The 25,079-nt window shown below is 41.2% G+C and carries 28 protein-coding genes; 7 read left to right on the forward strand and 21 right to left on the reverse strand.

Annotated elements, in window-relative coordinates; genetic code table 11:
* Positions 1-4 precede the first annotated feature (4 nt).
* Positions 5-1,003 (reverse strand): NADPH:quinone oxidoreductase family protein, encoded by a 999-nt coding sequence (locus tag ACXADT_RS02525; RefSeq protein WP_474834631.1) that lies wholly within the window; start codon positions 1,001-1,003, stop codon positions 5-7.
* Positions 1,004-1,127: 124 nt separating this feature from the next.
* On the opposite strand from ACXADT_RS02525, the gene ACXADT_RS02530 reads away from it, so the two are divergent.
* Positions 1,128-1,724: a TetR/AcrR family transcriptional regulator gene (locus ACXADT_RS02530; RefSeq protein ID WP_474833155.1), complete on the forward strand. Its 597-nt coding sequence runs from the start codon at positions 1,128-1,130 to the stop codon at positions 1,722-1,724.
* Between the two features lie 200 nt (positions 1,725-1,924).
* Here the strand turns inward: ACXADT_RS02530 and uvsE are convergent, their stop codons facing one another.
* Positions 1,925-2,890: a UV DNA damage repair endonuclease UvsE gene (gene uvsE / locus ACXADT_RS02535; protein ID WP_270182846.1), complete on the reverse strand. Its 966-nt coding sequence runs from the start codon at positions 2,888-2,890 to the stop codon at positions 1,925-1,927.
* 145 nt (positions 2,891-3,035) lie between these two features.
* Between uvsE and ACXADT_RS02540 the strand changes: the two genes are divergently transcribed.
* On the forward strand, positions 3,036-3,890 hold the full coding sequence (locus ACXADT_RS02540; protein WP_474833157.1) for a DegV family protein: 855 nt from the start codon (positions 3,036-3,038) through the stop codon (positions 3,888-3,890).
* 111 nt (positions 3,891-4,001) lie between these two features.
* Positions 4,002-5,951, forward strand: coding sequence for a 2,4-dienoyl-CoA reductase FMN-binding domain-containing protein (locus tag ACXADT_RS02545; protein WP_474833158.1), 1,950 nt, complete (start codon positions 4,002-4,004; stop codon positions 5,949-5,951).
* 32 nt (positions 5,952-5,983) lie between these two features.
* Here ACXADT_RS02545 and ACXADT_RS02550 read toward each other — a convergent pair whose 3' ends face one another.
* From ACXADT_RS02550 to ACXADT_RS02575, 6 genes are all read right to left on the reverse strand, one after another.
* A complete protein-coding gene (locus ACXADT_RS02550; RefSeq protein WP_474833160.1) occupies positions 5,984-6,313 on the reverse strand; it encodes a tRNA-binding protein in 330 nt (109 codons plus the stop codon).
* Between the two features lie 63 nt (positions 6,314-6,376).
* Positions 6,377-7,015, reverse strand: a complete 639-nt coding sequence (locus tag ACXADT_RS02555; protein WP_474833162.1) for a nucleotidyltransferase domain-containing protein — start codon at positions 7,013-7,015, stop codon at positions 6,377-6,379.
* A 29-nt stretch (positions 7,016-7,044) separates the two neighbouring features.
* Complete coding sequence (locus ACXADT_RS02560; RefSeq protein WP_474833164.1) at positions 7,045-7,767, reverse strand: alpha/beta hydrolase; 723 nt, start codon at positions 7,765-7,767, stop codon at positions 7,045-7,047.
* 85 nt (positions 7,768-7,852) lie between these two features.
* Positions 7,853-8,341: a large conductance mechanosensitive channel protein MscL gene (gene mscL / locus ACXADT_RS02565; RefSeq protein WP_474833165.1), complete on the reverse strand. Its 489-nt coding sequence runs from the start codon at positions 8,339-8,341 to the stop codon at positions 7,853-7,855.
* Positions 8,342-8,459: 118 nt separating this feature from the next.
* The gene (locus ACXADT_RS02570) at positions 8,460-8,924 is read right to left on the reverse strand and encodes a thioredoxin family protein (protein WP_270182853.1); all 465 of its coding nucleotides are present in this window, start codon (positions 8,922-8,924) and stop codon (positions 8,460-8,462) included.
* On the reverse strand, positions 8,924-9,358 hold the full coding sequence (locus ACXADT_RS02575) for a disulfide oxidoreductase (protein ID WP_474833167.1): 435 nt from the start codon (positions 9,356-9,358) through the stop codon (positions 8,924-8,926). The genes ACXADT_RS02570 and ACXADT_RS02575 overlap by 1 nt, the downstream gene beginning before the upstream one ends.
* A gap of 657 nt (positions 9,359-10,015) precedes the next feature.
* Here ACXADT_RS02575 and ACXADT_RS02580 point away from each other — a divergent pair.
* The gene (locus tag ACXADT_RS02580; RefSeq protein ID WP_474833168.1) at positions 10,016-10,918 is read left to right on the forward strand and encodes an aldo/keto reductase; all 903 of its coding nucleotides are present in this window, start codon (positions 10,016-10,018) and stop codon (positions 10,916-10,918) included.
* A 75-nt stretch (positions 10,919-10,993) separates the two neighbouring features.
* Here ACXADT_RS02580 and ACXADT_RS02585 read toward each other — a convergent pair whose 3' ends face one another.
* From ACXADT_RS02585 to ACXADT_RS02595, 3 genes are read right to left on the reverse strand one after another with little or no spacing between them, the layout of a single operon-like run.
* Positions 10,994-11,269 carry a DoxX family protein gene (locus ACXADT_RS02585; RefSeq protein WP_474833170.1) on the reverse strand — a complete coding sequence of 92 codons (276 nt, stop codon included), beginning with the start codon at positions 11,267-11,269 and terminating at the stop codon, positions 10,994-10,996.
* Complete coding sequence (locus ACXADT_RS02590) at positions 11,217-11,408, reverse strand: DoxX family protein (protein ID WP_474833171.1); 192 nt, start codon at positions 11,406-11,408, stop codon at positions 11,217-11,219. The genes ACXADT_RS02585 and ACXADT_RS02590 overlap by 53 nt, the downstream gene beginning before the upstream one ends.
* Positions 11,409-11,458: 50 nt before the next feature.
* Entirely contained in the window at positions 11,459-12,229 is a 771-nt protein-coding gene (locus tag ACXADT_RS02595) for a divergent polysaccharide deacetylase family protein (protein WP_474833173.1), read from the reverse strand.
* A 146-nt stretch (positions 12,230-12,375) separates the two neighbouring features.
* Between ACXADT_RS02595 and ACXADT_RS02600 the strand changes: the two genes are divergently transcribed.
* Positions 12,376-12,888, forward strand: a complete 513-nt coding sequence (locus tag ACXADT_RS02600) for an acyl-CoA thioesterase (RefSeq protein WP_270182858.1) — start codon at positions 12,376-12,378, stop codon at positions 12,886-12,888.
* Positions 12,889-12,924: 36 nt separating this feature from the next.
* On the opposite strand, the gene ACXADT_RS02605 is transcribed toward ACXADT_RS02600, so the two are convergent.
* From ACXADT_RS02605 to ACXADT_RS02620, 4 genes are all read right to left on the reverse strand, one after another.
* Complete coding sequence (locus tag ACXADT_RS02605; RefSeq protein WP_270182859.1) at positions 12,925-13,272, reverse strand: DUF1516 family protein; 348 nt, start codon at positions 13,270-13,272, stop codon at positions 12,925-12,927.
* A gap of 160 nt (positions 13,273-13,432) precedes the next feature.
* Positions 13,433-15,535: a heavy metal translocating P-type ATPase gene (locus tag ACXADT_RS02610; RefSeq protein WP_474833174.1), complete on the reverse strand. Its 2,103-nt coding sequence runs from the start codon at positions 15,533-15,535 to the stop codon at positions 13,433-13,435.
* Between the two features lie 104 nt (positions 15,536-15,639).
* Positions 15,640-16,356, reverse strand: a complete 717-nt coding sequence (locus tag ACXADT_RS02615) for a ZIP family metal transporter (RefSeq protein WP_270182861.1) — start codon at positions 16,354-16,356, stop codon at positions 15,640-15,642.
* Positions 16,357-16,449: 93 nt separating this feature from the next.
* Entirely contained in the window at positions 16,450-17,391 is a 942-nt protein-coding gene (locus ACXADT_RS02620; protein WP_474833176.1) for an arginine deiminase family protein, read from the reverse strand.
* A 139-nt stretch (positions 17,392-17,530) separates the two neighbouring features.
* Here ACXADT_RS02620 and ACXADT_RS02625 point away from each other — a divergent pair, with 139 nt between their 5' ends.
* Positions 17,531-18,841: an amino acid permease gene (locus ACXADT_RS02625; protein ID WP_474833177.1), complete on the forward strand. Its 1,311-nt coding sequence runs from the start codon at positions 17,531-17,533 to the stop codon at positions 18,839-18,841.
* Here the strand turns inward: ACXADT_RS02625 and ACXADT_RS02630 are convergent.
* The 6 genes from ACXADT_RS02630 to ACXADT_RS02655 all read right to left on the reverse strand — a co-directional run bounded on the left by ACXADT_RS02630 (position 18,838) and on the right by ACXADT_RS02655 (position 23,527).
* On the reverse strand, positions 18,838-19,587 hold the full coding sequence (locus ACXADT_RS02630) for a YqcI/YcgG family protein (protein ID WP_474833179.1): 750 nt from the start codon (positions 19,585-19,587) through the stop codon (positions 18,838-18,840). The two genes, ACXADT_RS02625 and ACXADT_RS02630, sit on opposite strands and share 4 nt — an antisense overlap.
* Before the next feature lie 62 nt (positions 19,588-19,649).
* Positions 19,650-20,276, reverse strand: coding sequence for a LysE family translocator (locus ACXADT_RS02635; protein ID WP_474833180.1), 627 nt, complete (start codon positions 20,274-20,276; stop codon positions 19,650-19,652).
* Between the two features lie 260 nt (positions 20,277-20,536).
* A complete protein-coding gene (locus ACXADT_RS02640) occupies positions 20,537-20,875 on the reverse strand; it encodes a hypothetical protein (RefSeq protein WP_474814596.1) in 339 nt (112 codons plus the stop codon).
* Positions 20,876-20,892: 17 nt separating this feature from the next.
* A complete protein-coding gene (gene rpsN / locus ACXADT_RS02645; protein WP_270182867.1) occupies positions 20,893-21,162 on the reverse strand; it encodes a 30S ribosomal protein S14 in 270 nt (89 codons plus the stop codon).
* Positions 21,163-21,177: 15 nt separating this feature from the next.
* A complete protein-coding gene (locus ACXADT_RS02650; protein ID WP_474833182.1) occupies positions 21,178-22,350 on the reverse strand; it encodes a GTP-binding protein in 1,173 nt (390 codons plus the stop codon).
* A 40-nt stretch (positions 22,351-22,390) separates the two neighbouring features.
* The gene (locus ACXADT_RS02655) at positions 22,391-23,527 is read right to left on the reverse strand and encodes an FAD/NAD(P)-binding protein (RefSeq protein ID WP_474833183.1); all 1,137 of its coding nucleotides are present in this window, start codon (positions 23,525-23,527) and stop codon (positions 22,391-22,393) included.
* A 315-nt stretch (positions 23,528-23,842) separates the two neighbouring features.
* Between ACXADT_RS02655 and ACXADT_RS02660 the strand changes: the two genes are divergently transcribed.
* Positions 23,843-24,886: a metal ABC transporter solute-binding protein, Zn/Mn family gene (locus ACXADT_RS02660; RefSeq protein ID WP_474833185.1), complete on the forward strand. Its 1,044-nt coding sequence runs from the start codon at positions 23,843-23,845 to the stop codon at positions 24,884-24,886.
* Positions 24,887-25,079: the final 193 nt, after the last annotated feature.

A 25,079-nucleotide genomic window follows, 5' to 3' on the forward strand; every position in this document is an offset into this window, starting at 1 on the left:
ACTTTTAATCGTTGAAAGAAACGATCGTTCTTCCTCTTACCTGTCCTTTTAGAATTGTATTCAATACGTCCGGTAGTTCATTGATCGTTACTTCATTTGTCATTGCCTCTAGTTGATGAGATGGTTTGTACTCGCTCGCGATCTTACTCCAAACCTCTTTACGCACATCCATCGGACAATAGACAGAATCGATTCCTAACACGTTTGCACCTCGAAGAATAAATGGAAAAACGGATGTAGGAACTTTCGTGCCGCCTGTTAACCCGCTTACAGCTACCGCTCCACCATACTTTAGATTACTAAGAACTGCCGCAAGTGTTGAGCCTCCAACAGGATCAACGGCGCCAGCCCACTTTTGCTTGCCGAGTGGTTTAAAGTCTTCGGGTGCTGCTTCATCTCTACTGATGATGGAGGAAGCGCCTAGCTCTTTTAGGTAGCCATGCTCTGATTCTTTTCCTGTACTTGCAGTTACGTCATATCCTTTCTTCGCTAGGATCGAAACTGCCATACTTCCCACTCCGCCAGTTGCTCCTGTTACAAGAATCGGTCCATTCTCAGGAGTGATACCAGCTTGCTCTAATCGATGGACAGAAAGGGCAGCTGTAAATCCGGCTGTTCCGAATACCATCGCTTCTTTTAGAGTTAAGTTTTCTGGAAGAGGAACCATCCACTCTGATTTCACACGTGCGTACTCACTAAAGCCACCTGAATGGGAAACGCCTAAATCGTAGCTTGTTACGATAACCTTGTCTCCTTCTTTCCATTCCGGGCTGTCGGACTCAACGACCTCACCTGCAAGGTCAATCCCAGGAACATGAGGGTATTCCTTTACGATCTTACCTTTTGGATGTGTTGCTAACCCATCTTTATAGTTCACACTTGAATAGTGCACCTTAACAAGAACGTCACCAGTCGACAGATCTTCTTTTTCTACATCCTTCACTGATACATTTGTATCTTCATTTACTTTATCTACTACGAGTGCTTTAAACTGTGCCAAAATAATCCTCCTTTAAACTCGTTATGAACTAACAGTAACAAAAATTATTCTGACCGGTCAAATAAATTGAATTGTTTATCTTCATTACCCAATTATGTATAATGATTAGTGCAAGGAGTTGTGATGAATGAAGCAAAAAGCTGAAATGAGAAGACAACAAATCATTAAAGCAGCCTTTGAGGCTGTCGCTGATAAAGGGTATGAAGCCGTTACTCTCCAAGACATCGCTGAATACGCGGATGTCAGTAAAGGGGTATCGAACTATTACTTCAAAAATAAAGAAGATGTTCTAGCTCACTTATTAATACAGATTACTGAACGAATCTATGAAAAAGAAAAAATGGCTGTCGAAAAAGAAACGTCGGCAGAAGCCATGTTAAGAGCATACGTGAACTCCGTGTTCGTTGGTCCTCTTGAGAATGAACGTTTTTACAAAGTTTATTTAGATTTTCTCGCTCAAGCGACTCGGAACGAGCGTTATAGAGAGATCAATGCACGCTTTTATCAAAATTGTGCTTCGATCTGTAAAACAATCCTCCATCATGGACAAGGAGAAGGTCGTTTTACCGTGGGTGATATTGATCATGCTTCAAAAACGATCAGAAGCTTAATCGATGGATTTATGGTTCAATGGTTGATGACTGGTGATCACGATCAACATGCAACATACAAAGACCTATGCCTACATGCAATCAAAGCTTATATGACTAAAACGGCGTCTTGAAGCGCCGTTTTTCTATGTCCGCATAAACCGCTTCTTCATGGAAACGATACTTGGTAAGGAGGGGGTATCATGTCAAAGAAGAAGAAACGCGGAATGAAAAAAGAGCTTGCTCAAGCTGTTGAACATGCTAACGAAACAAATCCATCTACAAAACAAAAAGATAAAAAGATCACTGAATAGAAACCGGGAGTCCCCGGTTTTTATTTTAGTTTAAACGTAGATTGATCGATTACTTCGATATCATCCCTTCTCTTTACCTCTTCCATAAGTTGAAACAATGCTCGATCCTTTTGCTTTGCTTCAATCATACAATCGATTTGCGGTGTGCTTCCTTTAACAGCGTTCAAGAACTGAAAAAACATATCACAATCTACATAATCCGCATGACTCCGAAACTCCTTTTCGCTCTTCGGAGAAGAAATATGCATTTTCACTGGTAAGGGTGATGAGTTCCATGTAGAAACAACTCTAGACCAGTCTTTCTCCCATTCTTCCTCACTGTGACAGGCCAGGTGATGATGGTAATCAAATACGAGCGGGATCCCTAGTTTCTCGCATAAATAAAGGGTATCAAGCATTGTGAACGTCGTATCATCGTTCTCTAACATGACGGTCTCTTGAATTTTTCGAGGGATATACATCCAGTTATGAATAAAACGTTCTAACGCTTTTTCTTTGTCGTTGTATCCCCCACCAACGTGTAGCACACACCGGTGTTTCGAATCGATCCCCATTTTCTCTAGCAACCTGACGTGCATCGCAAGTGTAGTCGTAGATGTTGTTAATGTTTCTTTTTTTGGGGTATTAAGTAATACAAAGTGATCAGGGTGAAAGTCGACTCTCATTTTCTCTTTCTTAGCAAAGTCTCCCAATGCGTAAAGTTCATCTTCTAAAGCTTCCATGTAACTCCAGTCTTCTAATGCTTCGTGGTTAGCGAGTGGAATTAATCTAGAACTAAAGCGAAAGAAAGAAATTTCGTTCCCTTTGTTGTGTTTCAAAAGACGCAGACAGTTCTCCAAGTTTGATTTAGCAATTCGTTCAAGCTTACGAATACCTGCTTCGCGGTTCGTGAGCTTCTGAAATTGTGTATACGTCATTGTCTGAGAAGGAGAACTATTCTTTAGCTCCATACTCATTGCTACGTATCCAAGTCTTATAATTGTCATGTTGGTCCTCCAATAACTGGTCGTTTTCTTAGACTTTCCAAACCTTCTTGTTTCATAACTGTAGGTTACAATCAATTTTCTGTCGAAGCGTGGTACAATAAACGTAATACCTGGTAAAGGTAATTTGTATAAAGGGGTAATATCCATGGCGATTCGAATTATTACGGACAGCAGCATCGACTTTCCTGAAGAAATGCTAGCTGACCTAAACGTAACGGTTGTCCCACTCAACTTGCTTTTCGGAGAGAAAGAATACAAAGCTGGGGTTGATATCGATACACCGACGTTTTATCAGAAATTAAAGCAAGCGAAAGAACTACCGAAGTCTTCTGCCCCGTCACCACAGGACTTCCTAACAAAATTTGAACAATCCGAACCAGAAGATAAAATACTTGTTATTTCGTTGTCCAAGGCATTAAGCACCACTTATGAGAATGCCGTATTGGCAAAGCAGATGTTTCATGAGGAACATCCTGATCGAGATGTTGAAGTGATCAATTCAAAAACAGCGTCATCAGGTCTTGGTATTATCGTTTGTCATGCTGCAGAAATGGCTCAGAACGGTGAAAGCTTTGAAAATATTGTTAGGGAAACCGAAATGTATACAGATGAAACGCTAACGATGTTTCTTCTCGATACGCTAGAGAACGTTATCAAAGGTGGAAGGCTTGATCGAGTGAAAGGTACGATCGCTTCTGCGCTTAATATTAAGCTGCTCATGAGAGCGGGCGATGATGGTTCACTAGAGGTACTCGATAAAGTGCGCGGAAACAAACGGGCCATTCGTCAATTCATCCAAAAAGTTGGTGAATACGGGCATAATCTTGAAGACAAAGTAGTCGCGATTGCACACAGTAATTGTGAAGACAAAGCAAGAGCTCTAATGGAACAAATTCAAGAAAGGTACAAGTTTAAACGCGTAGTCCTCTCGACTATGGGACCTTTGATCGGCACTTATGCTGGTGAAGGCGGCCTTCTTGTTGCTTTCAAAAAAAATTAGATCGACTAGAGTTAAGAGCGCCCCTCGCGCTCTTTTTTTTAGTACTTTTAAAGGAAATGAATGGTCATTCAGCGAATCCAGTCATAAACAAAAAGGTGTGGTGATTTGTATATGAAATGGAAAAGTTTGTTTGAAATGATCAAAATTCGTAAGCTTACCTTGCCTAACAGAGTCATGATGGGCTCGATGCACCTAGGCATTGAAGGCGTTCCCGAAAAAGAAGAAGCAATGATTTCTTTTTATACGGAACGTGCTGGGAAGTATGGGCCCGGACTGATGGTTACCGGTGGCATCTCGGTATCCCCTGAAGGAGACGGGGGACATCATTTTTTAGGCTTTTATCGAGAAAAAGACCTAACAACGATGAAACGGTTAACAACACGTGTGCACCAAGCAGGTGGACGCATCGCCGCTCAGCTTTTTCACGCGGGTCGATACGCTTATTCTGAGTTGACCGGTATTCCTGCAGTTGCTCCATCGCCGATAAGATCTCCGATTCATAGGGAAACTCCAACTGAGCTAACTGAACTTGATATTCTCAACCTGCTTGAATCTTACGCGGAAGCAGGTAGAAAAGCTAAGGAAGTTGGGTTTGACGCTGTCGAAATTATGGGGTCAGAAGGTTATCTTATTAACCAGTTCATGTCACCAGCTACAAACAAACGTACAGATTATTGGGGAGGAAGCTTTGAGAAGAGAACGCGCTTTCCGCTAGCGGTGCTGAATGCTGTAAGAAAAGCTGTTGGAGATGATTATCCCATTATCTATCGCCTTTCAGGAATGGATCTTGTACCAAACTCTACTACACATGAAGAAACCCTTGCTTTTGCAAAGTTAGTTGAAGAGAACGACGCAGACGTATTAAACATAGGGATCGGCTGGCACGAATCCACTACTCCTACAATATCGATGATGGTACCAAGGGCAGGATTTATTCAAATTGCCCTCGATATTAAGGAAAAAGTATCGATACCTGTTATCGGTAGCAACCGAATCAATGATCCTGTTCTTGCTGATGACCTTTTACAGCAGTTAGATATGGTCTCGATGGCAAGGCCGTTTCTTGCAGATCCTAACTTATTGCATAAGTCTCAGGCTCAATCTCTTGATCAAATCAATACATGTATCGCTTGTAACCAGGCTTGTCTGGATCATGCGTTTGAAGGAAAAGCCGTCTCATGTCTTGTGAATCCAAGAGCGGGAAGAGAATACAAGTGGGTTTATAAGAAAGCGAGCGAACGGAAGAAAGTGCTTGTAGTCGGTGGCGGTGTTGCTGGTCTAGAGTCAGCAAGAGCACACGCCGAACTCGGCCATTCCGTCGTCCTTTATGAAGCGAGTGACTCGATCGGGGGACAGTTCAATCTAGCTCGACAAATCCCAATCAAGAAAGAGTTCGATGAAACGGTTAGGTATTATACAACTGAATTAAAACGATTAGGCGTATCGATCAGCCTCAATCACAAACCTTCTACTGAAGACCTGTTGAATCATTCTCCTGACCTTGTCGTCATTGCAACTGGTGTTGTACCAAGAAAGCCTATTATCCCAGGCGTCGAATTTGCTATACCTTACCCAGATGTACTCTCAGGCAGGGCAACCGTAGGAAAGAAAGTCATCATTATCGGTGCAGGGGGCATCGGATGCGACCTCTCTCACTACTTGATCGAACGAGGAGATCACGAAATATTGATGCTTCGTCGTAACGGAAAGATGGGAGAAGGTCTCGGTAAAACAACGAAATGGGCGATGCTGCAGGATCTTAAGAAACATGGAGTAAAGTTCCGTACAAACCTCCACTATGAAGAAATCACCGAGGAGGGGCTCGTGATTACGGATGGTGAGACGAATAACAAAGAATTTTTAAAAGCAGATGCTGTTATTCTAGCAGCAGGTCAAGAGTCTAATCTTCCACAAGAATATGATCGATTGACCGAAAAGGGCATTCAAGTAGCTGTTATTGGTGGCGCAAGACTTGCTGGAGAATTAGATGCCAAACGAGCCATCTATGAAGGAGCAAAGATTGCGTTCGAACCGCAATCCATTCCAACAACACAACGTTAAGAAGACGGGGCATATCGCCCCGTCTTTTTCTGTTAACCTAGCTTGTCCCCGTTCTTCACCTTCATATCTGGCTGGATTAAGACCACTCCACTTTCTCCGTACACACCTAACACCAATACTTCAGACATGAAATCTGCGATTTGACGAGGTGGAAAGTTAATGACAGCTAGCACCTGCTTTCCGATTAAGTCTGTCTTTTCATACAGATCTGTAATCTGAGCACTAGACTTCTTCACACCGACCTCGTCACCAAGATCGACCTTTAGTTTATAAGCCGGCTTTCTTGCTTTTTCAAACGTTTCTACGTCAACAATCTCTCCAACTCGAATATCTAGCTTCATAAAATCTTCAAACGTTGCCATCTCTCTACCTGCCTTTATAAAAAGATAAGTAATGCCTTCGACCTCTTTCTCTATTAGTCCTGCTCATTCACTTCTTTTCATAACGAATTCCTTAAGCAACGAGAGTATGTGAGCTGAATCTTGAATCTCGTCACCTAACAAACAAGTAGAGAAGCATTCGATCAACTTGCGATTCGTTTTATCCTGTTCAGTTGAATACAAGTCTGAAATCGTCAGCGGATATTCCAACATGGATAAATATCGTTCGATTCGCATCACATACATAACACCGTTGAGAAGATCATACATCTCCTCATTTGTAGCGCTCGTATTCAGCCTGGATTCAATCGAATGTAACAAATTGATCTTACCTGATTGAATGGACTCTTTCTTTGGTAATTGAAAAGGCGTATCGCCATATAAAACAAGCTGTTCGAAATATGGAGCTACCACGTCTTTTTCTCCACTCATCGTTAGCTCGTATTCTTCAATCGTCATGCTTCTGAGATGGACTGGAACTCCAGGAAGCTGAGGTAGATAAAGTGGCTTCATCACTTCTTTATGATAGAAGCACCATACATCTAAGTCTGATTTCGGGCCCGCTTCTCCCCTGGCAAAACTGCCTGTTATTATAACCCCTCGTAGTGCAGGAGTCTTCAAGCGATTCACTAATCTTTTTGCATATGTAGCAAACCTTATAGGCGTTATCTCGGAATTTAACATAAGTTCCTTCTCCTTTTTATAACGAGACCCTAAGAAGGAGCAAGCGTATGATGAGACTGGTCCGTTCCATTTGTTAAGAACTGATACACTTTTTGAATAACATCATCGCGATCATCACCATGACAGATTAGGTGGCGTGAACAATCCATCACGTGAAATTGCTTTTGTTTTGAACCGATCGTCTGGTAAATGGTATGTGCTGTTTTATAAGGTACCATACTATCGAGCTTCCCTTGCAGGATCAAGGTAGGTACCTTTACATCGCGAAATGAGGGTCTTAATTTCTGAACGAGCTTTCTGAATTGAAGGGATGCTTGGAATGGCGTTACTTTAAGTTTCTCTTTATAACGAATGTAAAGTTCATTTTGGCTAATTTGCCCTCTGCTCGTATCTAACACCATTCTGCCGATATCTTTTACCATCTGAACGGGATGGATGTAGCGATAGGCTGCACTCAACAATACAAGTTTCTCAACTTTGTATGCTGTAGCAAGATATCCTGCTAACACTCCGCCCATCGAGAACCCTACGAGATAAACGGTGTCACACGCTTCTAGGAGCTCTTTAAGTTTTTCTTCCGCTGTATCGATCCATTGCTGAAAGGATACGCCATGTAATGTTTCGTACTCTCCATGGCCTGGTAACGTAGGAACAGAAATTTTCCAATCGGTATGTTCCCTAAGATAATCTGCAAGAGGTTCTACCTCATATGGAGCACCAGTAAATCCATGAATCAACATACATCCTACCATGATCAAAACCTCATCTTTCACAAGTTATCGTGTACTACTAGTATATCACCAGCAGTGATTCACCTGTGAACGATCAAGATTCTCCCTATTTTCTGAATGAAACTTTCGGTGTATAGCGTTCGTGTGGCTCTTCCCGCAATGAGCTTGAACAGTTTGGACAAATAATGGCTTTCGAGGGGATCGCAGTACAACAAAGAGGACACTCTTTGCGTGTCATCGCGTTCATTGGATCTTGTCCTGGTTTTCGCCATCGATTAAGCTGCCGTACAACAAGAAACACGGCGAAGAAAATAATGAGGAAACGAAGACCAGTAGATAAAAACAACCCATAGTTGATCGTTGCGGCGCCAGCTTCTCTAGCATCCGCTAAGGAAGAGTAGGTATGCCCGTTCAAGCTTATATATAACTCAGAGAAATTGATTCTCGCTAGTAAGAGACCTATTGGCGGAAGGATGATATCAGTCACGAGCGAGTCTATAAAGCTGCTAAAAGCCGCACCAAGGACCATTCCTATTCCCATATCAGCTGCACTACCTCTAATTGCAAACTGTCGGAACTCATGTAAAAGACCCATCGAAAACCACTCCCTTACTACCTCATTTCTATGCAAAAAGTAAACAAGCTATGATGACGATCAATACTTAAAACGAAACATAAAAAAAGACCGCCGAACGTATCGACAGTCTAACACTTTATTTATTTGATTCGATCCATGTCTTAAAGTTTTCCTCAGGCTGTGAGCCTACAATGCGATCGACTTCCTCACCATTTTCGAATTTAACCACTGTAGGTGTGCTTTCAATTCTGTAGTCGTTCCAACCTTGTTCGAATTCTAGGATGTTATATTTCTTAAGGTCGATGCCCATGTCTTCTGCAAGAGGTACTAATACAGGTGATGTATTTTGACAATGTACACAATCAGGACTATAGAAATAAACAAATACGTCTTCTTCATTCGAAAGCTTTTCATCTAATTCTTCAGGTAGGATTTGATTTTGGTACAAAGGATCATCTAGCTGATCGATCGTTCCTTGCTCTAATGAATCTTTTCCATAAGGGTTGTCTTCACTCTTCTCACTATTGGAATAGCTTGTAATGAAAGCTAAGGCACCGAATAATACGATGATGATTCCAAGGAATATGATGATTTTTTTCATTATTTTCCTTCCTCCTTCTTCTGCATAGCCAATACGACCATAATAACACTAATAATGGTAAACCCAGTTAAAGCTAAGAACGGGATTGTAATAAATCCGAATGCGTTAATATATTCACCAGTACACGGAACTCTTCCACATGCCGGAGAGGACTCAGCGAAGAAGGTTGTTTTCTGAATCAAGTAATGATAGAACGAAACGCAAGCCCCGATAAGCGAAATCGGAAGAACATACAGCCATTGTCCTGCATCTTTCTTTACAGCTGCTATTCCAAGTACGATCACTAGAGGATACATCAAGATGCGTTGATACCAACATAACACACAAGGTTCATACCCCAGGATTTCTGAGAAGTACAAGCTTCCAGCCATAGCCATTACTGCAGTGGCCCAGGCACCAAACAATAAGTACTCTTTCTTATTTTCGTAACTCATTCGTGTAACCTCTCTTAAACGATATAATGGTCTAATCTATATGACAGCATACTTAATAAAGCCCACCTATAGCATACGTGATATGTATTCCTTTGCACAACTTTTCCTATCTAACGTTTGATAAGTTGTCACAACCCAAAAGAAAAAAGACCCTGCAGAAGCAGCGTCAAGATATAAAAGGTGAATGTTCGCAACTAAGTAAAATAGCTACCGGTGCAGGCAGCTATTTGAAGGGGGAACTTCTCTTCTTCTTTGAAATGAACAATGTCGGGGAACACAATTCATTTTCATTTCCTTATGTGATAATGATAATCTTTATCAATTAAAAAGTCAATAGCCTTTTTTAATTGTTAGGTGAGGTACTTTTTCTATAAGTCGCGTGCTTCTATTTCGTAAATATCCACTCTTTTTGGCTTCCGATCTCAGAATGAATGCAAATGTAGCAAACGATGCAATTAGAATCATGAAAAACAATAACAGCTGTATAGTTTCTACCATCATCTCACCTCTCGTCTAAATTTTAACTTATTATATCATCCATAGTTGATAATGAGAAGCATTTTCAATGAAAGTGTTAGTTCATTATAGTTGTGCAAACGCTTGTATTTTTCTATGATAGTAGGTGTACGAACTATAGCTCATTCAGGAGGTTTATCTATGCAGCGCGTTAATCTAGGCGGAGATCTATCTTTTTCACGTATTATTCACGGACTATGGCGTCTTGCAGACTGGGATCAGTCGAGCGAAGAAACGTTAGCCCTAATTGAACACAACCTTGAACGTGGGATCACTACTTTTGACCATGCAGACATATATGGTAGTTACGAGTGTGAAGAACTATTCGGTAAGGCGTTAGCTCTTAAGCCGTCTTTAAGACAAGAGATGGAGATCGTAACAAAGTGCGGCATCGTTCTCGAATCTCCAAACCGCCCTTCTCATACATCTCACCATTACAACACGAGCAAAGAACATATCATTGCTTCAGCAGAGCAATCACTGAAGTCTCTTGGCACTGACTATATCGATGCGCTCCTTATTCATCGTCCTGATCCGTTTATGGACCCTGAACAAGTAGCAGAAGCCTTCTCTACTCTCCAAAGAGACGGAAAGGTACGCCATTTCGGTGTATCGAACTTTAAGCAACATCAGTTCAATATGCTTCAATCTTATGTCGATCACCCACTCATCACGAATCAGATCGAACTGTCGGCATATAACCTGGAAAACTTTGAAGATGGCACTCTTAACTTATGTCAGGAAAAGCGCGTAAAACCGATGGCTTGGTCTCCTCTTGCTGGAGGAAACGTATTTAGCGCAACTGACGAAAAGGCAGCTCGTTTACGCCAGACATTAGAAAAGGTTGCTTCAGAAATTGGTGCGGAGGGAATCGACCAAGTCCTTTATGCTTGGCTTCTTAACCATCCAGCGGACATTATGCCGATCGTTGGATCAGGTAAAACGCATCGCATCGATAGTGCGATTGGTGCGCTTTCGTTATCCTTAACACGTGACCAATGGTTTGACATCCTCACTAGCTCTATGGGCCACGACATTCCATAAAAGACAAGCGTCCGGGCACATTCCGGACGCTTTCTTTATGAACACTATTCTGTTAAACAAACGTTTGATTGAATGCTATGATTTCTCATTCGTTATGATCTCAGCTATCGAAAATTTCCTACTTCCTGTTACAGCTAAAATAATAGACAGCCCTAGTAATGATAATGGAAACTCAAACCCGCCAATCAACCCCATCTGAAGCTTCGCAAGGACGATTGCTCCAAGCATCGTCAATCCTAGAATGATTGCAGAAGGAACAACGAAAACACCAAGGATAAGTGCGGCCCCACCTGCTGCTTCAACGATAGCAGTAAAATAAGCAAGCCAAGCAGGTTGTCCTATCTTTTCCAAATAGTGCAACCGTATTATCCATGCCAGCGAGTTTCTGGATTCCATGAGCAAACATGATCACTCCTAATATTAACCGCCCTGCCAAAAGACCCCATTCTACTCTACGATTCACATTATGCACCTCATTTAATGTTTTCATAGCTAACGATGCGTTTACGTCATTAGATCAGTTTAAAATCCAAACTATCGTTACGGAACTTGCTTATCGATCATATCAAAGCTTGGAATTAATTCAGATAAAGGGACGATCGTTGCGTCTGATTGGTAGATAGGGATGTATTCGTTTAACACTTGAACCATCTTCTTCCCAGCTATCCCTACGTGTCCTATCGCGATATGGTTTTCGTCGTCATTAAGAAGCTTCTCAAGCTCTCTTGCTTTCTTACTCATGTGACTGATCGTATAAATATCATCGAAGAACAGTTCATTCTCGAGATAAGGGACTCCTATTTCGTTCGCTAACTTTGGAATAACGCTTTTATCCGTTGTTTTACTATCGAGATAATACAACCCTCTTTCCCTACAAACATCCAACACGATTCTCATTACGCGTTCATCTGCGGTTGCTTTTGATCCCATATGATGATTCATCCCAACCGCATATGGAACATCGTCGATCGCACGCGAAATTCTTTTTCTTATTTCTTTATTACTGAGGTTCGTTGTTATCGCGCCTGGTCCAAGCCAGCTCGACTTTCCTCTTAGTGGTTCCATAGGAATATGTACAATCACTTCATGCCCCTTTTTGTGAGCTAACTTGGCATCTTCTTTTGTAGTTGAAAGAAAAGGCATGATTGCAACCGTTAATGGTACAGGAAGTTCAAGCATTTCCTCTGTTCCACCCATATTATTTCCAAGATCATCGATTACGATCGCAAGTTCAGAACGCCCCCCGCTCTCTGCATAAGTCGGAGACCACAGGACATTTAGCGCGATTATAGTAAGAAACAAAATTCTCATTCAACAAACCTCCTTTCCATTAAAATTCCCAGCATAATCGAATTTCATGAATGTATAACCTAATCTTTCATCACATGTTTTCTTCAAAGTGTTGAAGGGCATAGTAAAGTTAGACTAGTTATTTTGCACGAAAAGGAGAGGACAACATGGAAAAAAGATACATCAGAGAAACGCTTGTGGTAAAAACGAGCCACGTGTTCCCAGAAGCGACAAACAATCACAACACACTATTCGGTGGTCAGTTGATGCGTGATATCGATGACCTTGCGTCTATTGCAGCTATGAGACTTTGCAGAAGTGAAGTGGTAACAGCCTCGACCGACTCTGTTGATTTCCTACATCCCATTACACCCGATGACTCCGTCTGTCTAGAGGCTTATGTTTCTTATACCGGAAAATCCTCGATGGAGGTTTTTGTGAAGGTGATTGCGGAACACCTTTTGTCAGGAGAAAGAAAAATTGCTGCTACTGCGTTTTTGACATTTGTTGCTCTTGATGAAAATAAGCGTCCTTTAGAAGTACCGCAGATTATCCCTGAAACAGAAGAAGAAAAAAATCTTCATAACACCGCTCCCGCACGAGCTGAAAAAAGACGAGAACATCGTCAGGCAAGTAAAGAACTTGCTGGACTATTAACAACAAAACGGCCTTGGGAATAAAAAAAACGACGTCCTAATTGGACGTCGTTTTTTAGGTTAGAAGCTTATTACATCATATCCGATCAAGAGTACGATAAGAAGCAATACTACAAATAGAATCCATTGTGTTTTGGTGGATTCTGACCGCTTTCGTTTCCCTACGATGATCTCCATCACTCCGATTAGAGCGATCGCAACGATTCCTTTGAAAATATAGAGAATTGGAAATGACCCCATTGTAAATTGTAGAACGATCATTCCTGCACCAGAAATAATCATTATGAGATAAAAGAGTCTTTGAATCATAATTGAAATGTTCTGCTTGTAGGCAAAAAAGCTAACGAATAGCAAAAGCACAAGAATTGCCCATGAACCTGCGTGAGACTGATAAAAAATATTGTACATGATGTGTTCCCCTTCCCATCCTTTATGGATCATGACATAAGTGTCATATCCTAATAGTAGAATTGTATAACCAACGACACAAGCCCCTAATGTGAAAAGGGTACAAATTTTTCATTTCTTCGAATTTAAATACCCCTAGCACGTGACCAGGGGTTTCCGTTTACGAATGCTGTAGCTCTGGGTAAGGCTTTCCATCAGATTTCTTTTCTTTCTTGTTCCATAGAATGGTTAAACTAATCAATGTGACAAGTATGGTTGCACCCATATCTGATAGGATAGCGATCCAGAGCGTAAGGAGACCAGGAATCGTTAAGAGCAATGCAACAAGCTTTAAGCCAAGAGCTAAAGCGATATTGAACCGGATGGTACGATTGACTCGCTTTGCAATTCCGATTGCTTCAGGTAACTTCCCGAGGTGATCTTGCATCAGCACGATGTCTGCTGTTTCAATCGCACTATCGGTCCCTTTCCCCATAGCAATGCCTAAGTCAGCTGTCGCTAGAGCAGGAGCATCGTTAATACCATCTCCAACCATCGCAACGTTACCGTTCTTTGTTAGCTCCTTTACTTTCTCTACTTTATCTTCAGGCATCAAACCTGCATAGTAAGAACGCACGCCAACTCGTTTTGTAACCTTCTCTGCCGTCTTTTGATGATCACCAGTCAGCATGACTGTATTTTTTATTCCTATAGAATGAAGCGCACTCATCACTGATTCGCTTTCTTCTCTAATCTCATCTGAAATCCCGAACATCCCTAAGATAGTTGTATCATCTGCAACCAGCACTAAGGTTAACCCGTCTTCCTTCATAGACGTGATGAGAGACTGAACACTCTCATCGATAGCTGCCCCCTCCACACTCTTCTCATTTCCAATTCGATAACGTTTCCCATCAATCTTTGCCACGATTCCTTGACCTGCAACTGCTTCGAGTTCTTCTGCTTCTTTTTCTCGATAAGGGAACTCACTCACCTTATTCAAGATCGCTTTTGCTAAAGGATGCGAAGAATGCTTTTCGATGGCTGCAGCAACCGTGAGGAAGTTTGCGTGATCAAATGTCTCAACTCTTTCAACATATGGTGTTCCCTTCGTCAGCGTCCCCGTTTTATCAAACGCTAACGTATCGATCATGCCGAGCTGCTCCAAATGAACGGACCCTTTTATAAGAATGCCATTTCGAGCATTTCTCGTTATTCCAGATATGTTTGCGATAGGAGAAGATAAGATCAATGCACACGGGCACCCAACAATTAATACGGCTAATCCTTGATAGAACCACTCGCCAAAACTTGCATTGAAGAAAACGGGTGGAACAATCATGACAAGTGCTGAAATGATCATGATCAACGGGGTATAGTATTTAGAAAAACGATTAATAAATTGTTCTGTCGGCGTCTTCGTTTCCTGAGCTTCTTCTACAAGATGAAGAATCTTCGCAAGAGAGGAATCTTTGTACGCCTTTGTAATTCTAATTCGTAGAACACCTTCATTGTTAATACTTCCTCCAAATACACTTTCTCCAACGGCTTTCTCAACGGGCATGGCCTCTCCTGTAATCGCTGCTTCATTGACCGAGCTGTTTCCAGTTTCGATCACACCATCAGAGGGAATCTTTTCACCTGACCTCACGAGTACCAAGTCATTTACACTTAGATTAGAAATCGGAATTGTTTCTTCTGAGCCGTTACGAATGATAACAGCCTCTTTTGGGGCGATTTTAAGAAGTGAAGCCATGGATTTTCTAGCTTTTTGCATGCCTAATCCTTCTAAGTATTCGTTTAAACCAAACAGAATGGCAACGAGGGTACCCTCTCTCCATTCTCCAATCGCAACAGCACCGACCAATGCGATCGTCATCAAGGTTTCTATATTAAATTTCAATCGAACAAGGTTTTTTAACCCTTTAATAAATGTTTGATAACCACTTAGTATAATTGCGGTAATGTAAAATGGTACAGCTGTAAAACTAGTCATTCCATCCACTAGAAGTGCAAGAATAAACACACCAGTAGCAATTCCAAGATAGATTTTAATCGATGATGGATGGCTGTGACCATGCTCATCTTCTTCAGTTAGTAACGAAGCATTATCGGTTGCTAAAATCTTTTTCACCTTTTTGAGATCGATCTTCTCATCAAGTTGAATCTTTCCCGAGTTGTACTGAATTTGAGCCGATTTTCCGTAATCTAATTTTTGAATTTGTTGCTCCATATCTGAAGCACAATTTGGGCACGATAAGCCTTTTAAGCGATACTCTTTCATCTCGCTTTCCACTCCTCTATTAGGAACCTTATGTCATTATATTCTATATATGAGCATGTGTTCATATATGATGTTTATAATTTTACTGATTCTTTTGCGATTTGTCAAAAAAGTTTATGAACGATCTTCATATATGTAACGATTATAAGTATGCCCATTGAGATATATAAAAATAAAGTTCTGAGGAAGACACGTCCTTTTACCTTTAAAATGATCTCATACCAAGCCACATAAGAAAGTGACCCGATCGCAACACCTGTAAGAAATCCGTTAACGGTATAAGAAGGCGCAACATGTGTACCAAGAGCTGCAGATAAAACCAACGCGAAGGAAATCAATGCAGCTGCTAAGATCGAATACCTACTCTTTAATCCTGAAATAGCCATGAACAAAACTAATGCGACACCTTCAGGGATATGATGAATGAAGAGTGCTAACAGTAACACCCCTCCGAATTCCCCTCCATCTCCATTGATACCAATCGCAACTCCAACTGGAATACTATGTGAAAGGAGAGCAAATACAAATGCAATAACAGGCACATATTTATTATGTACAAGCCGATTATGAAAGCTTGCTTCAATCAATACGAACAATAAGAAAGACAACAATGCCCCTAAAAGAATGCCCATCGGCTCAAATGAATGCATGCTTTCAGGAATCAATTCAAATACGATGACCCCGATCAGCATGCCACCACACAGTAAATAAAGTTCTTCCATTCTATGTGAATAATGACGATACGCTCCTCTGCCTACAGCTGCTCCAACAAGTAAACCACTGATGCCAACAAGGAAAAGGTTCGTTAATAAGGAAAACATCAATCTGCCTCCTTTTTATAGGGCAAGCTCATACCACGTCCACTAAAATATATGAGCAAAATAAAAAAACAGAAGAATAACCCTTCTTCTGTTTTATCGTCTTTCGATCGGTAGCGTCATACAGCGAATACCGCCCCCACCTTTTTCGAGTTCACCTACATTTACTTCTACTAATTTCATCTTTTTTAACTTTGGGTGGCTTTTAAAGATTTTCTTGTTAGCTTTTGTACTGATCAAGAGTGTTTCTGGATTTAGATTCAAGAAGTTAATATCAGCTAACGTATGGGTGATTTCATCCGTCCAGACAACTTCACATCCGTGACGATTTAAAAACGCTTCCACCATCATGTACTTAGACGACCCTTGTAACAAGACTTTCACAGGAAAAAATCTCATGTAGCTCTTAGCAAGATATACATCTGGTCCCACTGCGTTGCAATTCATATCCAAGTGAAGCGTATCTGCTCTTCTTGGCAGATCGATGACGCCAATTTCTGAAAAACCTGCTTCGAAGACCTGCTCTTTGATCGCTTCGATGCTATCGATACTTGTCCGCACTCCAGAATTAATGAATACAGCATCTTTATTTACAATCATCACATCTCCAAATTCTAATGCTTTACAATCGTTGTTTCCTTTGATGGAAAATGTATTTTCATCGAACCATTGTTGGAAGAGTAGGTGTGATGTCACGTATTCCGGCTTCCTCATCGTCGTACCAGCCTCACCTGGTAAAATATGATTGCCAAAGACGCAGCCAAGGTCTCGCACAAAGACTCGATTGATCAACTGCTTATGAAAAGCTAGATCTTTTTGTGATAAAAACGCATCATACTTCACTACATTGACTCCAGAATCTCTTAGCCCACTTACCATGTTTTCGTGATGTTCACATGCCTTTTCATGGTTAACAGGAGCTTCCCACTGAATATAAGAAGCTATTTTCTTATCTGGTACATCTAGAGAAGACGGGGAACAAACGATGACACTTTTTAACTCGCTATATTCATTCCAACAATTTGGGGATAAATTCATAATAAAGCAATCTCCTTTTAAAAGATTTACTTTATTACTATCTCCTCACCATATAAAACCATCCCAAAACGGTTAAGAACACATATTCCATTGCTTTCCTTCTCACACTAAGACTAACTATGAACGGGGAGAATGGGTCATGAGAAAAACTACAAAATCTGAAAATCTTCAATGGTGGCAGCTTTCTTTGATCGGCGTCGGATGCATTATCGGAACAGGTTATTTCCTTGGTTCTAGTATTGCGATTCAGAAAGCGGATAATGCCATCTTGATCGCATACGCAATCGCAGGGCTAGGGACATGGTTTGTCTTTCAGGCCCTTGCGAAATTAACCGCTCACCACCCTGTTAAAGGTTCATTCCGTACCTATGCGAAACATGCATTTGGAGATTGGGCAGGATTTAGTAACGGGTGGGTATACTGGTCATCTGAAATGCTGATCATGGGTAGTCAGTTAACGGCTCTCTCGATCTTTGCACAGTACTGGTTTCCGAATACTCCGCTATGGATTTTCGCAACGATCTTTGCCATCGCCGGGCTTTCAATCATACTCATGGGCGTTCACAAAGTCGAACAACTGGAAAATGTATTTGGAATTATGAAAGTAGCAGCGATCGCCATGTTTCTCATCATTTCGATCGCAGTCATAAGCGGGCTGATCAATCCCCTTGAACGAGCAACTCCATCCTCTTCTCCGCTGACTGACTTATTCCCACAAAGCGGGATTGGGTTATGGACCGCTCTTCTTTATGCGTTTTATGCCTTTGGTGGAATTGAAATTATGGGACTCATGGCTGAACACTTAAAAGACCCTAAAGATGCACAGAAATCCGGAAATATCATGTTACTCGTGCTAACTTCCCTCTACCTATTATCATTTTATTTTGTATTAAAACTGACTTCATCCTCTGCGATCACGCCAGATGAGAGTCCTTTTCTAACGGTATTAATCTCATATAAACTTCCTGTTTTCGTCCCGCACATCTTTAATAGCATCCTCATCATCGCAGGATTCTCAACGATGGTAGCTTCTCTTTATGCTGTTACGACGATGCTCTTGACACTTGCGGAAGAAGGAGACGCACCGAAGCTTTTTGCGCAAAGTGAGAAGGAGAAAGTTCCCCTTCCCGCTTTCATTCTCACGTGTATCGTAGTTGCGATCTCGATCATCATCGCGCTTTTAGTACCCGGAAAGATTTTCGAATATTTTACGACTGCAGCTGGACTTATGCTTTTATACAACTGGATGTTTATTTTGTTGTCTTTCCGAAAGCTTATGGATCAATCGTTAAAAAGCACGATCGGTATATGGGTTGCTTTTACATTGATTGCCTTCGCAATCACCGGCACATTGTTCGATAAGGTTAGCAGGCCTGGTTTCTTTGTAAGTATTGGATTTATTGTACTCATCGCGTTAGCGACTGTCATTAAACTAAAAAGAAAGCATTAAGGATGCAAGTTCTTTATCTTGTTCTTCATTGCCATGAAAGGACACTTAGATAGAGTCGTGTCTTCCTCATCGAGAAAATACTGCTTCCATTCATAATTATCTTGCTGTCCATACCACTTTAAAGCAGGGTGAGGCTTCTTGCCATCGTATTTAACCAGCCTGTTTCTTATGACCTTCTTTAACTTTTGCCCGAGAGATGTTGAAGCATTGATTTCTTCGAAAACCCACCTCGGTTGGAAAGCAAGCATAAAATAAGGAAAGCTTCGACTCTTTCGCACGCGATGAGCTGGTGTCGCACAAAATACAAAGTAGGGTTCACCGTCAAAACAAAACTCCCATGCCTGGTTATGTGGGTCTGTCGGTATGTCTTCAGGCCATGGTTTTTCGTCTAGTTGATGGACGTCGTTTAATAACGTCCAAAACGTATCCTGATAGTCCTCAATACTCTTGCCATCTTGATGATCAGCCTCAAAGAACACGACTAAAGAAGCGTACTTCCCTGTTTCCCGTGAAATTTCCCCATACTCCTTTAAAATGGCCGCAAGTTGCCGAGAAGCAAGCTCTTCCCATGGAGGATCCGCAAACCCAAACCTGAGAGAGTTATCGATAAAGCCCATCTTCCCAGGAACACATGGATAGGGTTCAGATTCATTGCACATCATATCTGAAAATTGTTGGTAGGCTAACACATTCCAACCCTCCAACGCTTCACTATTCTCATCTATCATACTCTTTGTAAATAACATCAACATCCCTCCCAATAGCTACACACGGTATCCTATTGAGAGAATGTTCATTAGGTGTCTGTCTAACTAAGGAGCATAGTCATCGCTTGCTTTCCAAAATACAATCCAAATGCAATAAGCACGATACCCGAGAGAATCGATATCATCCGAAGCATAGAAGGGTTTAGGAGCCTTCTTGCCCCTGATGCAATACTAGCCATTGTTAAATCCCATATTGTGATTCCAATAAAGATACCCGTGCTATAGATCAAGAAATGATAAGTGCCTAAGTTATTTGCGTTCTGAGCAAGGATGGATCCGTAAATACCTAGCCAGAATAAGATGTTCAATGGGTTTGAAAAGGCCATAAAGAACCCTGTTCGAAAAGACTTACCCTTCGTTTCACTCTTCGTGCCACTCCTATTCTTTTGAACTCTCGACTTCACGATGCTTTCAACACCTGTAAAACTTAACACGAAGAATCCAAACAGCCAGAGGAACGTTTTCATAAATGGAGAATCCACAATATGTCCGATCCCTATGTAAATCAGCAGCATGAAGATTGCATCTGCAACCATCGCACCTATTCCAACAAACCACGCATTCAAAAAACCATACCGAATTCCTTTGTCCATCTGTGCAGCATTAATCGGACCTACAGGCGCAGATAGTGATAAACCTAACAAGATATAACTAAAATAAATGCTCATCTCCGTCCCCTCCTTCGTAACATCCTATTCAAGCATGTCCAGAAGTATTAAAGAGAAAGAGGTACTTTATAAAGACTTCGTTATAAACATTGTTAAACGAACATGATTGTTGGAATTCAATATGTTATTTCATTTTTAAAAACGCGCGTATCATAATGACACGCGCAAAAACGTTCGATAGCTATTTGGTTATTCACCTTTTGCACAAGCATCAACTGGGCACTCGTCAAAAGTGATCAATCTGTCATTCGCTGTACATATTAAATGTAAAGCGTAAACTTTTTTCGATTAGAGTGATAGGAAGGAGCTTCCAACCATTTTTTCGTGATGATTTTTTCCTCCACCTGATCAGAGAGATAGACTTCTACCCGCTGCATGATTTTCCTCACTTTTGATGGGTTCATATGAAAGAATGCCCCTGCTTCATGATAAGGACTATGCTTTTGAAGCAGATTTAAATAAGCGCCAGGGGAATCACTTTTGGAGATAAGGGATGTTTCCAATTTATCAATCCACTCATACAGCTCTCTTTCTTGCCTCGGGAGTTTAGCTATAGCATCCCTAACAATAATTCTAAGCAGGTGCTCGTTTACTCTCACCTCTCTTCACCCGCCTTTTACCAGCTAGATTTTTTCACTCCAGGAATCTGCCCTTTGTGCGCATACTCCCTAAATGCGATCCGCGACATTTTGAACTTTCTAAGATGAGCTTTCGGTCTTCCTGTTACTTCACAGCGGTTTGTTAAGCGCGTTGGTGAAGAATCGCGCGGAAGCTTACGTAGAGCCTCATAGTCCCCCTTTGCTTTTAATTCCTTTCTGAGCTCCGCATACTTCTGAACAAGCTCCTGACGCTTCTTTTCTTTTGCGACTTTTGATTTCTTCGCCATATTCATCTTCCTTTCTTATTGGTATTCTGGCAATGGATCTAAAAGTAAAGACCAATCCTGCTTCATTTCTTCATCTGTTAGAAGGCATTGGTCAAGTGACTGTTCAATTTGCTCCTGGTCCAGGTGAAGACCAATCATCACAAGTTCGGTAAGACGATCCCCGTAAAGGTCATCCCAACGTTCAAGAAGGTCCGGGTCATCTCTCATGGCTTCCTTTTGCTCTTTAGCAGGAAAGGCTGCCACCCATTTTCCAGCAGATTCAATGCTAAGCGATGGCCCTGCCTGGGAAAGCAAGCCAGTGATATCATTCCGGGTAGCGAGCCAAAAAAAGCCTTTTGCACGAACAACATCTTTCGGCCATTGCTCGAGCCATGCCATCCACCTTTCAGGATGAAAAGGCCGCTTTCTGCGGTATACAAATGATGAAATCCCGTATTCTTCTGTTTCAGGAGTATGTTCTTCATTCAGCTCCTTGATCCAGCCTGCACTTTGACTTGCCTGTTCAAAATCGAACAGGTTAGTGTTGATTATTTGATCAAGATGCACGTTTCCATAGGTACTGGTCTTAATCAGAGCATCAGGATTCAGTGTTTTTAGAATCGAAGTTAATTTTTCTATTTCTTCTTGTTCCATTAAGTCCGTTTTATTAAGAAGGAGTATATTCGCAAATTCAATCTGATCAACAAGCAAATCAACAACATCACGTTCATCACTCTGATCGGCACCTTCTTTGCGGTCTAGCAACGAGTCACCGGAATGATAATCATGCCAGAACCGGTTTCCATCAACAACCGTCACCATCGTATCCAGTCTGCACGTCTCACTGAGGTCGATGCCAAGTTCCTCATCCATATATGTAAATGTCTGTGCCACTGGAATGGGCTCTGAAATACCAGTAGACTCAATCACAAGATAATCAATTTCCCCTGCTTCCATCAGCTTTTTCACTTCAAGAATCAGGTCTTCTCTTAGGGTGCAACAGATACATCCATTTTGTAGCTGGACTAATTTTTCATCTGTTCTAGAAAAGCCATTTTTGATTAATTCTGCATCTATGTTGATTTCACTCATATCGTTTACAATGACTGCTATTCTTCTCTGCTCTCTGTTTGCGAGAATGTGGTTTAGGAGCGTTGTTTTTCCTGCACCTAAATATCCGCTCAGAACAGTAACAGGGATTTTCCCCATGCATATCCACTCCTTTAAATCAAAATAATTACGATTTAATTCATATACTTTTTGCAATGCGTTCAGCTGCTTTCCTCGCCCCTATGATATTTCGTGAGCCAGGACCGATTTCAAGCTCAGCAAGAGGTCCTGAAACAAACAAACGTGAGCTCCATTCCAGCGTCTTTTCTACAATTGGATAGCCACACGCTGCACATGGAAGCACTTCCTTTTCGATGAGGTTTTGCAGCCACTTCTGCTGAGGCATCTTTGCTTGAAATCCTGTGGCAAAAAGCGTTGTTGCAGGCATCATGCTCCCTTCAGTTATAAAAAGCGCATTGGACTTCCAACAAACAGATGTCACATTGCTTTGGATTATTGAAAGGGACCCCTGTTTCTCCAAACAGTTCAATTTCTGATGGAGTTCGGAAGGGATGGATCCCCGATGACGTGCTTCCTTGATCATTCTCCGTCTTCTTCTATAGCACGCTACCTTCTCATAACCGTTTAAATATTTTGGACCAATCCAGCCAGGATCACTGTCAAAATTATGCACTCTGAACGGATGCCGCGTAATAAGACTTACTTTACCTGGAAACCGGTAGGCCATTGAAATGGCTGCGTGTGCTGCTGTTATGCCACCCCCAACGATGGCAATCGGAGGAGTAATTTTCTCCATATCAAGACGAGGGTCAAAAAGGTGCCAGGCATTTTTCAATTTATCTCCCCAGGCCGGATAGGCAAGATCATTGTTTCCTATTGCAATCACGCAGTTCTTTGCAAAATAAATGCGTCCATCTTCTGTTTCAATCTCCCAATATGGACCCTCTTTCGCAACATTTACAACCTTACTGCTACACCAAACCTCTTGAAGGCCGACTTCACGTAAGACTGAATCTGCATGTTCATTAAAAAGATTTAGTGCCGGGCGATCATAATAGCCATAAAAAGGATTGGTATACGATTTTTCCTTTGCATATTTCTCCAGACTGAATGGAGGAACATCAATATGATGTACAGATGGAGACCTAAGAAAAGGCATTTGAATACGCCCTGTTCTCTCTTTCCATCTTGCAAGCGGAACTGAATGAGGATCAATCATAAGAAGCTCTTCCTTTTTGACTTTCCCGCTTTTCAAAAGTGTTGCTGCAATCGTACAACCATGTATGCCTCCACCTATAATAATCCAATTATACATATCCACCACTCCACAAATCGTATCGATTACGATTTATAGTGTATATGAATTAGTAACAAAATACAACAAAAGAATGCTGCTAGATTTAGCAAAAATGAGAAGTGTTAGTTTTAAAGATTCTAGTTCAATGCCTCCTCGTTGATCTCATCTTCAGCCAGAATGATCGTTTGCTCCACCTATTCCATTTTTTCTAAATCTTTTACTAGGTCCAGTCTTATGCGAGACTATTCTTATTTTAAACCGTAATAATTTCGTTTTACAAATCGTAACTATTACGATAATATGATTTATATGTATATCTAAGGGGGAGATATTATGACGTACAAGCGCCGAAGTATGGCATCGATAATGCTAATTGTTGTATTGCTTCTAGCAGCATGTGGCAGCAATGAGGCTAGTTCAACAGCTATGGAAAACAGCGATTCAGATGAAAAGTTAATCGTTTATACCACATTGTTTCCTATTGAGGATTTCACAAGAAAAATTGGTGGCGACCATGTTGACGTGGAATCAATCCTGCCACCTGGATCGGACGCACATACCTATGAACCTACTACAAAAACCATGGTAAGCATTGCTGAAGCCGATGGTTTTATATACAACGGTCTTGGGTTGGAAAGCTATGCAGAGGCAATCGCTGACTCAATTGAAGGAAATAATGTAAAAATGTTTGAAGCATCTACCGGAATCGAAGCAATTGAGCACAAAGATAACCATCATGAAGAGCAAGGAACTTCTGAAGATGGGGAACATGCTGAAGAAGGTGAACACCATGATGACCACGGAGCTTCTGAAGAGGAAGAGCATGCTAAAGAAGATGAACACCATCATCATGGGGACAAAGATCCTCATGTATGGCTGGATCCAGTTAGAGCAATTGCAATTGCAGAAAACATAAAAAATGCTTTAGTTGAACTACACCCTGAAGCAAAAGAGGATTTCGAAGCCAATTTTCAAGAAGTAAAAGCAGACCTTAAAAAGCTTGATAATGATTTCGAAAGCTTAACTGATTCAAAAGATAAGCCTGAAATGATTGTTTCACACGCAGCTTATGGCTACTGGGAAGAGCGATACGGAATCCATCAAATTGCGATTTCTGGCCTTTCACCGTCCAATGAACCATCACAAAAAGCATTAGAAGAAATCATTCATACCGCAAAAGAAAAGAATTTATCATATGTACTATTTGAGCAAAACGTAACGCCGAAGGTTTCGAAGAGCCTGCAAAAAGAAATTGGCGCAGAGGCTCTACGTCTTCATAATCTCTCAGTCCTGACGGATGAGGATATTGCAAATGAAGAAGATTACTTTAGCCTGATGCGTAACAACCTGGACACTTTAGATAAAGCACTTCAATAATCTATTCAATTTAATAGTAAAAGGCGTAATCCCTAACAGAATCACGCCTTTTTCTTATAGACTGCAAGATTAGCAAGTAGATAGGAAGAAATCCCTATAATCATTGATTACTGAGACTGTTAAAGAATTTTTCACCACACAAACGTTCATGAATATAAAAACGTTCCTAAAAGTAATTACTCTTAGGAACGTT

The organism is Anaerobacillus sp. ABR4_321, assembly GCF_056158505.1.

Coding starts and splice junctions, on each gene's coding strand:
- ACXADT_RS02580 (WP_474833168.1), top strand. CDS start 10,016: ATGCAGCGCGTTAATCTAGGCGGAGATCTATCTTTTTCACGTATTATT.
- ACXADT_RS02575 (WP_474833167.1), bottom strand. CDS start 9,358: ATGAGTTACGAAAATAAGAAAGAGTACTTATTGTTTGGTGCCTGGGCC.
- ACXADT_RS02610 (WP_474833174.1), bottom strand. CDS start 15,535: ATGAAAGAGTATCGCTTAAAAGGCTTATCGTGCCCAAATTGTGCTTCA.
- ACXADT_RS02560 (WP_474833164.1), bottom strand. CDS start 7,767: ATGGTAGGATGTATGTTGATTCATGGATTTACTGGTGCTCCATATGAG.
- ACXADT_RS02620 (WP_474833176.1), bottom strand. CDS start 17,391: ATGAATTTATCCCCAAATTGTTGGAATGAATATAGCGAGTTAAAAAGT.
- ACXADT_RS02570 (WP_270182853.1), bottom strand. CDS start 8,924: ATGAAAAAAATCATCATATTCCTTGGAATCATCATCGTATTATTCGGT.
- ACXADT_RS02660 (WP_474833185.1), top strand. CDS start 23,843: ATGACGTACAAGCGCCGAAGTATGGCATCGATAATGCTAATTGTTGTA.
- mscL (WP_474833165.1), bottom strand. CDS start 8,341: ATGGGTCTTTTACATGAGTTCCGACAGTTTGCAATTAGAGGTAGTGCA.
- ACXADT_RS02605 (WP_270182859.1), bottom strand. CDS start 13,272: ATGTACAATATTTTTTATCAGTCTCACGCAGGTTCATGGGCAATTCTT.
- ACXADT_RS02600 (WP_270182858.1), top strand. CDS start 12,376: ATGGAAAAAAGATACATCAGAGAAACGCTTGTGGTAAAAACGAGCCAC.
- ACXADT_RS02655 (WP_474833183.1), bottom strand. CDS start 23,527: ATGTATAATTGGATTATTATAGGTGGAGGCATACATGGTTGTACGATT.
- ACXADT_RS02615 (WP_270182861.1), bottom strand. CDS start 16,356: ATGTTTTCCTTATTAACGAACCTTTTCCTTGTTGGCATCAGTGGTTTA.
- ACXADT_RS02555 (WP_474833162.1), bottom strand. CDS start 7,015: ATGTTAAATTCCGAGATAACGCCTATAAGGTTTGCTACATATGCAAAA.
- rpsN (WP_270182867.1), bottom strand. CDS start 21,162: ATGGCGAAGAAATCAAAAGTCGCAAAAGAAAAGAAGCGTCAGGAGCTT.
- ACXADT_RS02545 (WP_474833158.1), top strand. CDS start 4,002: ATGAAATGGAAAAGTTTGTTTGAAATGATCAAAATTCGTAAGCTTACC.
- ACXADT_RS02590 (WP_474833171.1), bottom strand. CDS start 11,408: ATGAAAACATTAAATGAGGTGCATAATGTGAATCGTAGAGTAGAATGG.
- ACXADT_RS02540 (WP_474833157.1), top strand. CDS start 3,036: ATGGCGATTCGAATTATTACGGACAGCAGCATCGACTTTCCTGAAGAA.
- ACXADT_RS02635 (WP_474833180.1), bottom strand. CDS start 20,276: ATGAGCATTTATTTTAGTTATATCTTGTTAGGTTTATCACTATCTGCG.
- ACXADT_RS02550 (WP_474833160.1), bottom strand. CDS start 6,313: ATGGCAACGTTTGAAGATTTTATGAAGCTAGATATTCGAGTTGGAGAG.
- uvsE (WP_270182846.1), bottom strand. CDS start 2,890: ATGACAATTATAAGACTTGGATACGTAGCAATGAGTATGGAGCTAAAG.
- ACXADT_RS02625 (WP_474833177.1), top strand. CDS start 17,531: ATGAGAAAAACTACAAAATCTGAAAATCTTCAATGGTGGCAGCTTTCT.
- ACXADT_RS02630 (WP_474833179.1), bottom strand. CDS start 19,587: ATGTTATTTACAAAGAGTATGATAGATGAGAATAGTGAAGCGTTGGAG.
- ACXADT_RS02650 (WP_474833182.1), bottom strand. CDS start 22,350: ATGGGGAAAATCCCTGTTACTGTTCTGAGCGGATATTTAGGTGCAGGA.
- ACXADT_RS02595 (WP_474833173.1), bottom strand. CDS start 12,229: ATGAGAATTTTGTTTCTTACTATAATCGCGCTAAATGTCCTGTGGTCT.
- ACXADT_RS02530 (WP_474833155.1), top strand. CDS start 1,128: ATGAAGCAAAAAGCTGAAATGAGAAGACAACAAATCATTAAAGCAGCC.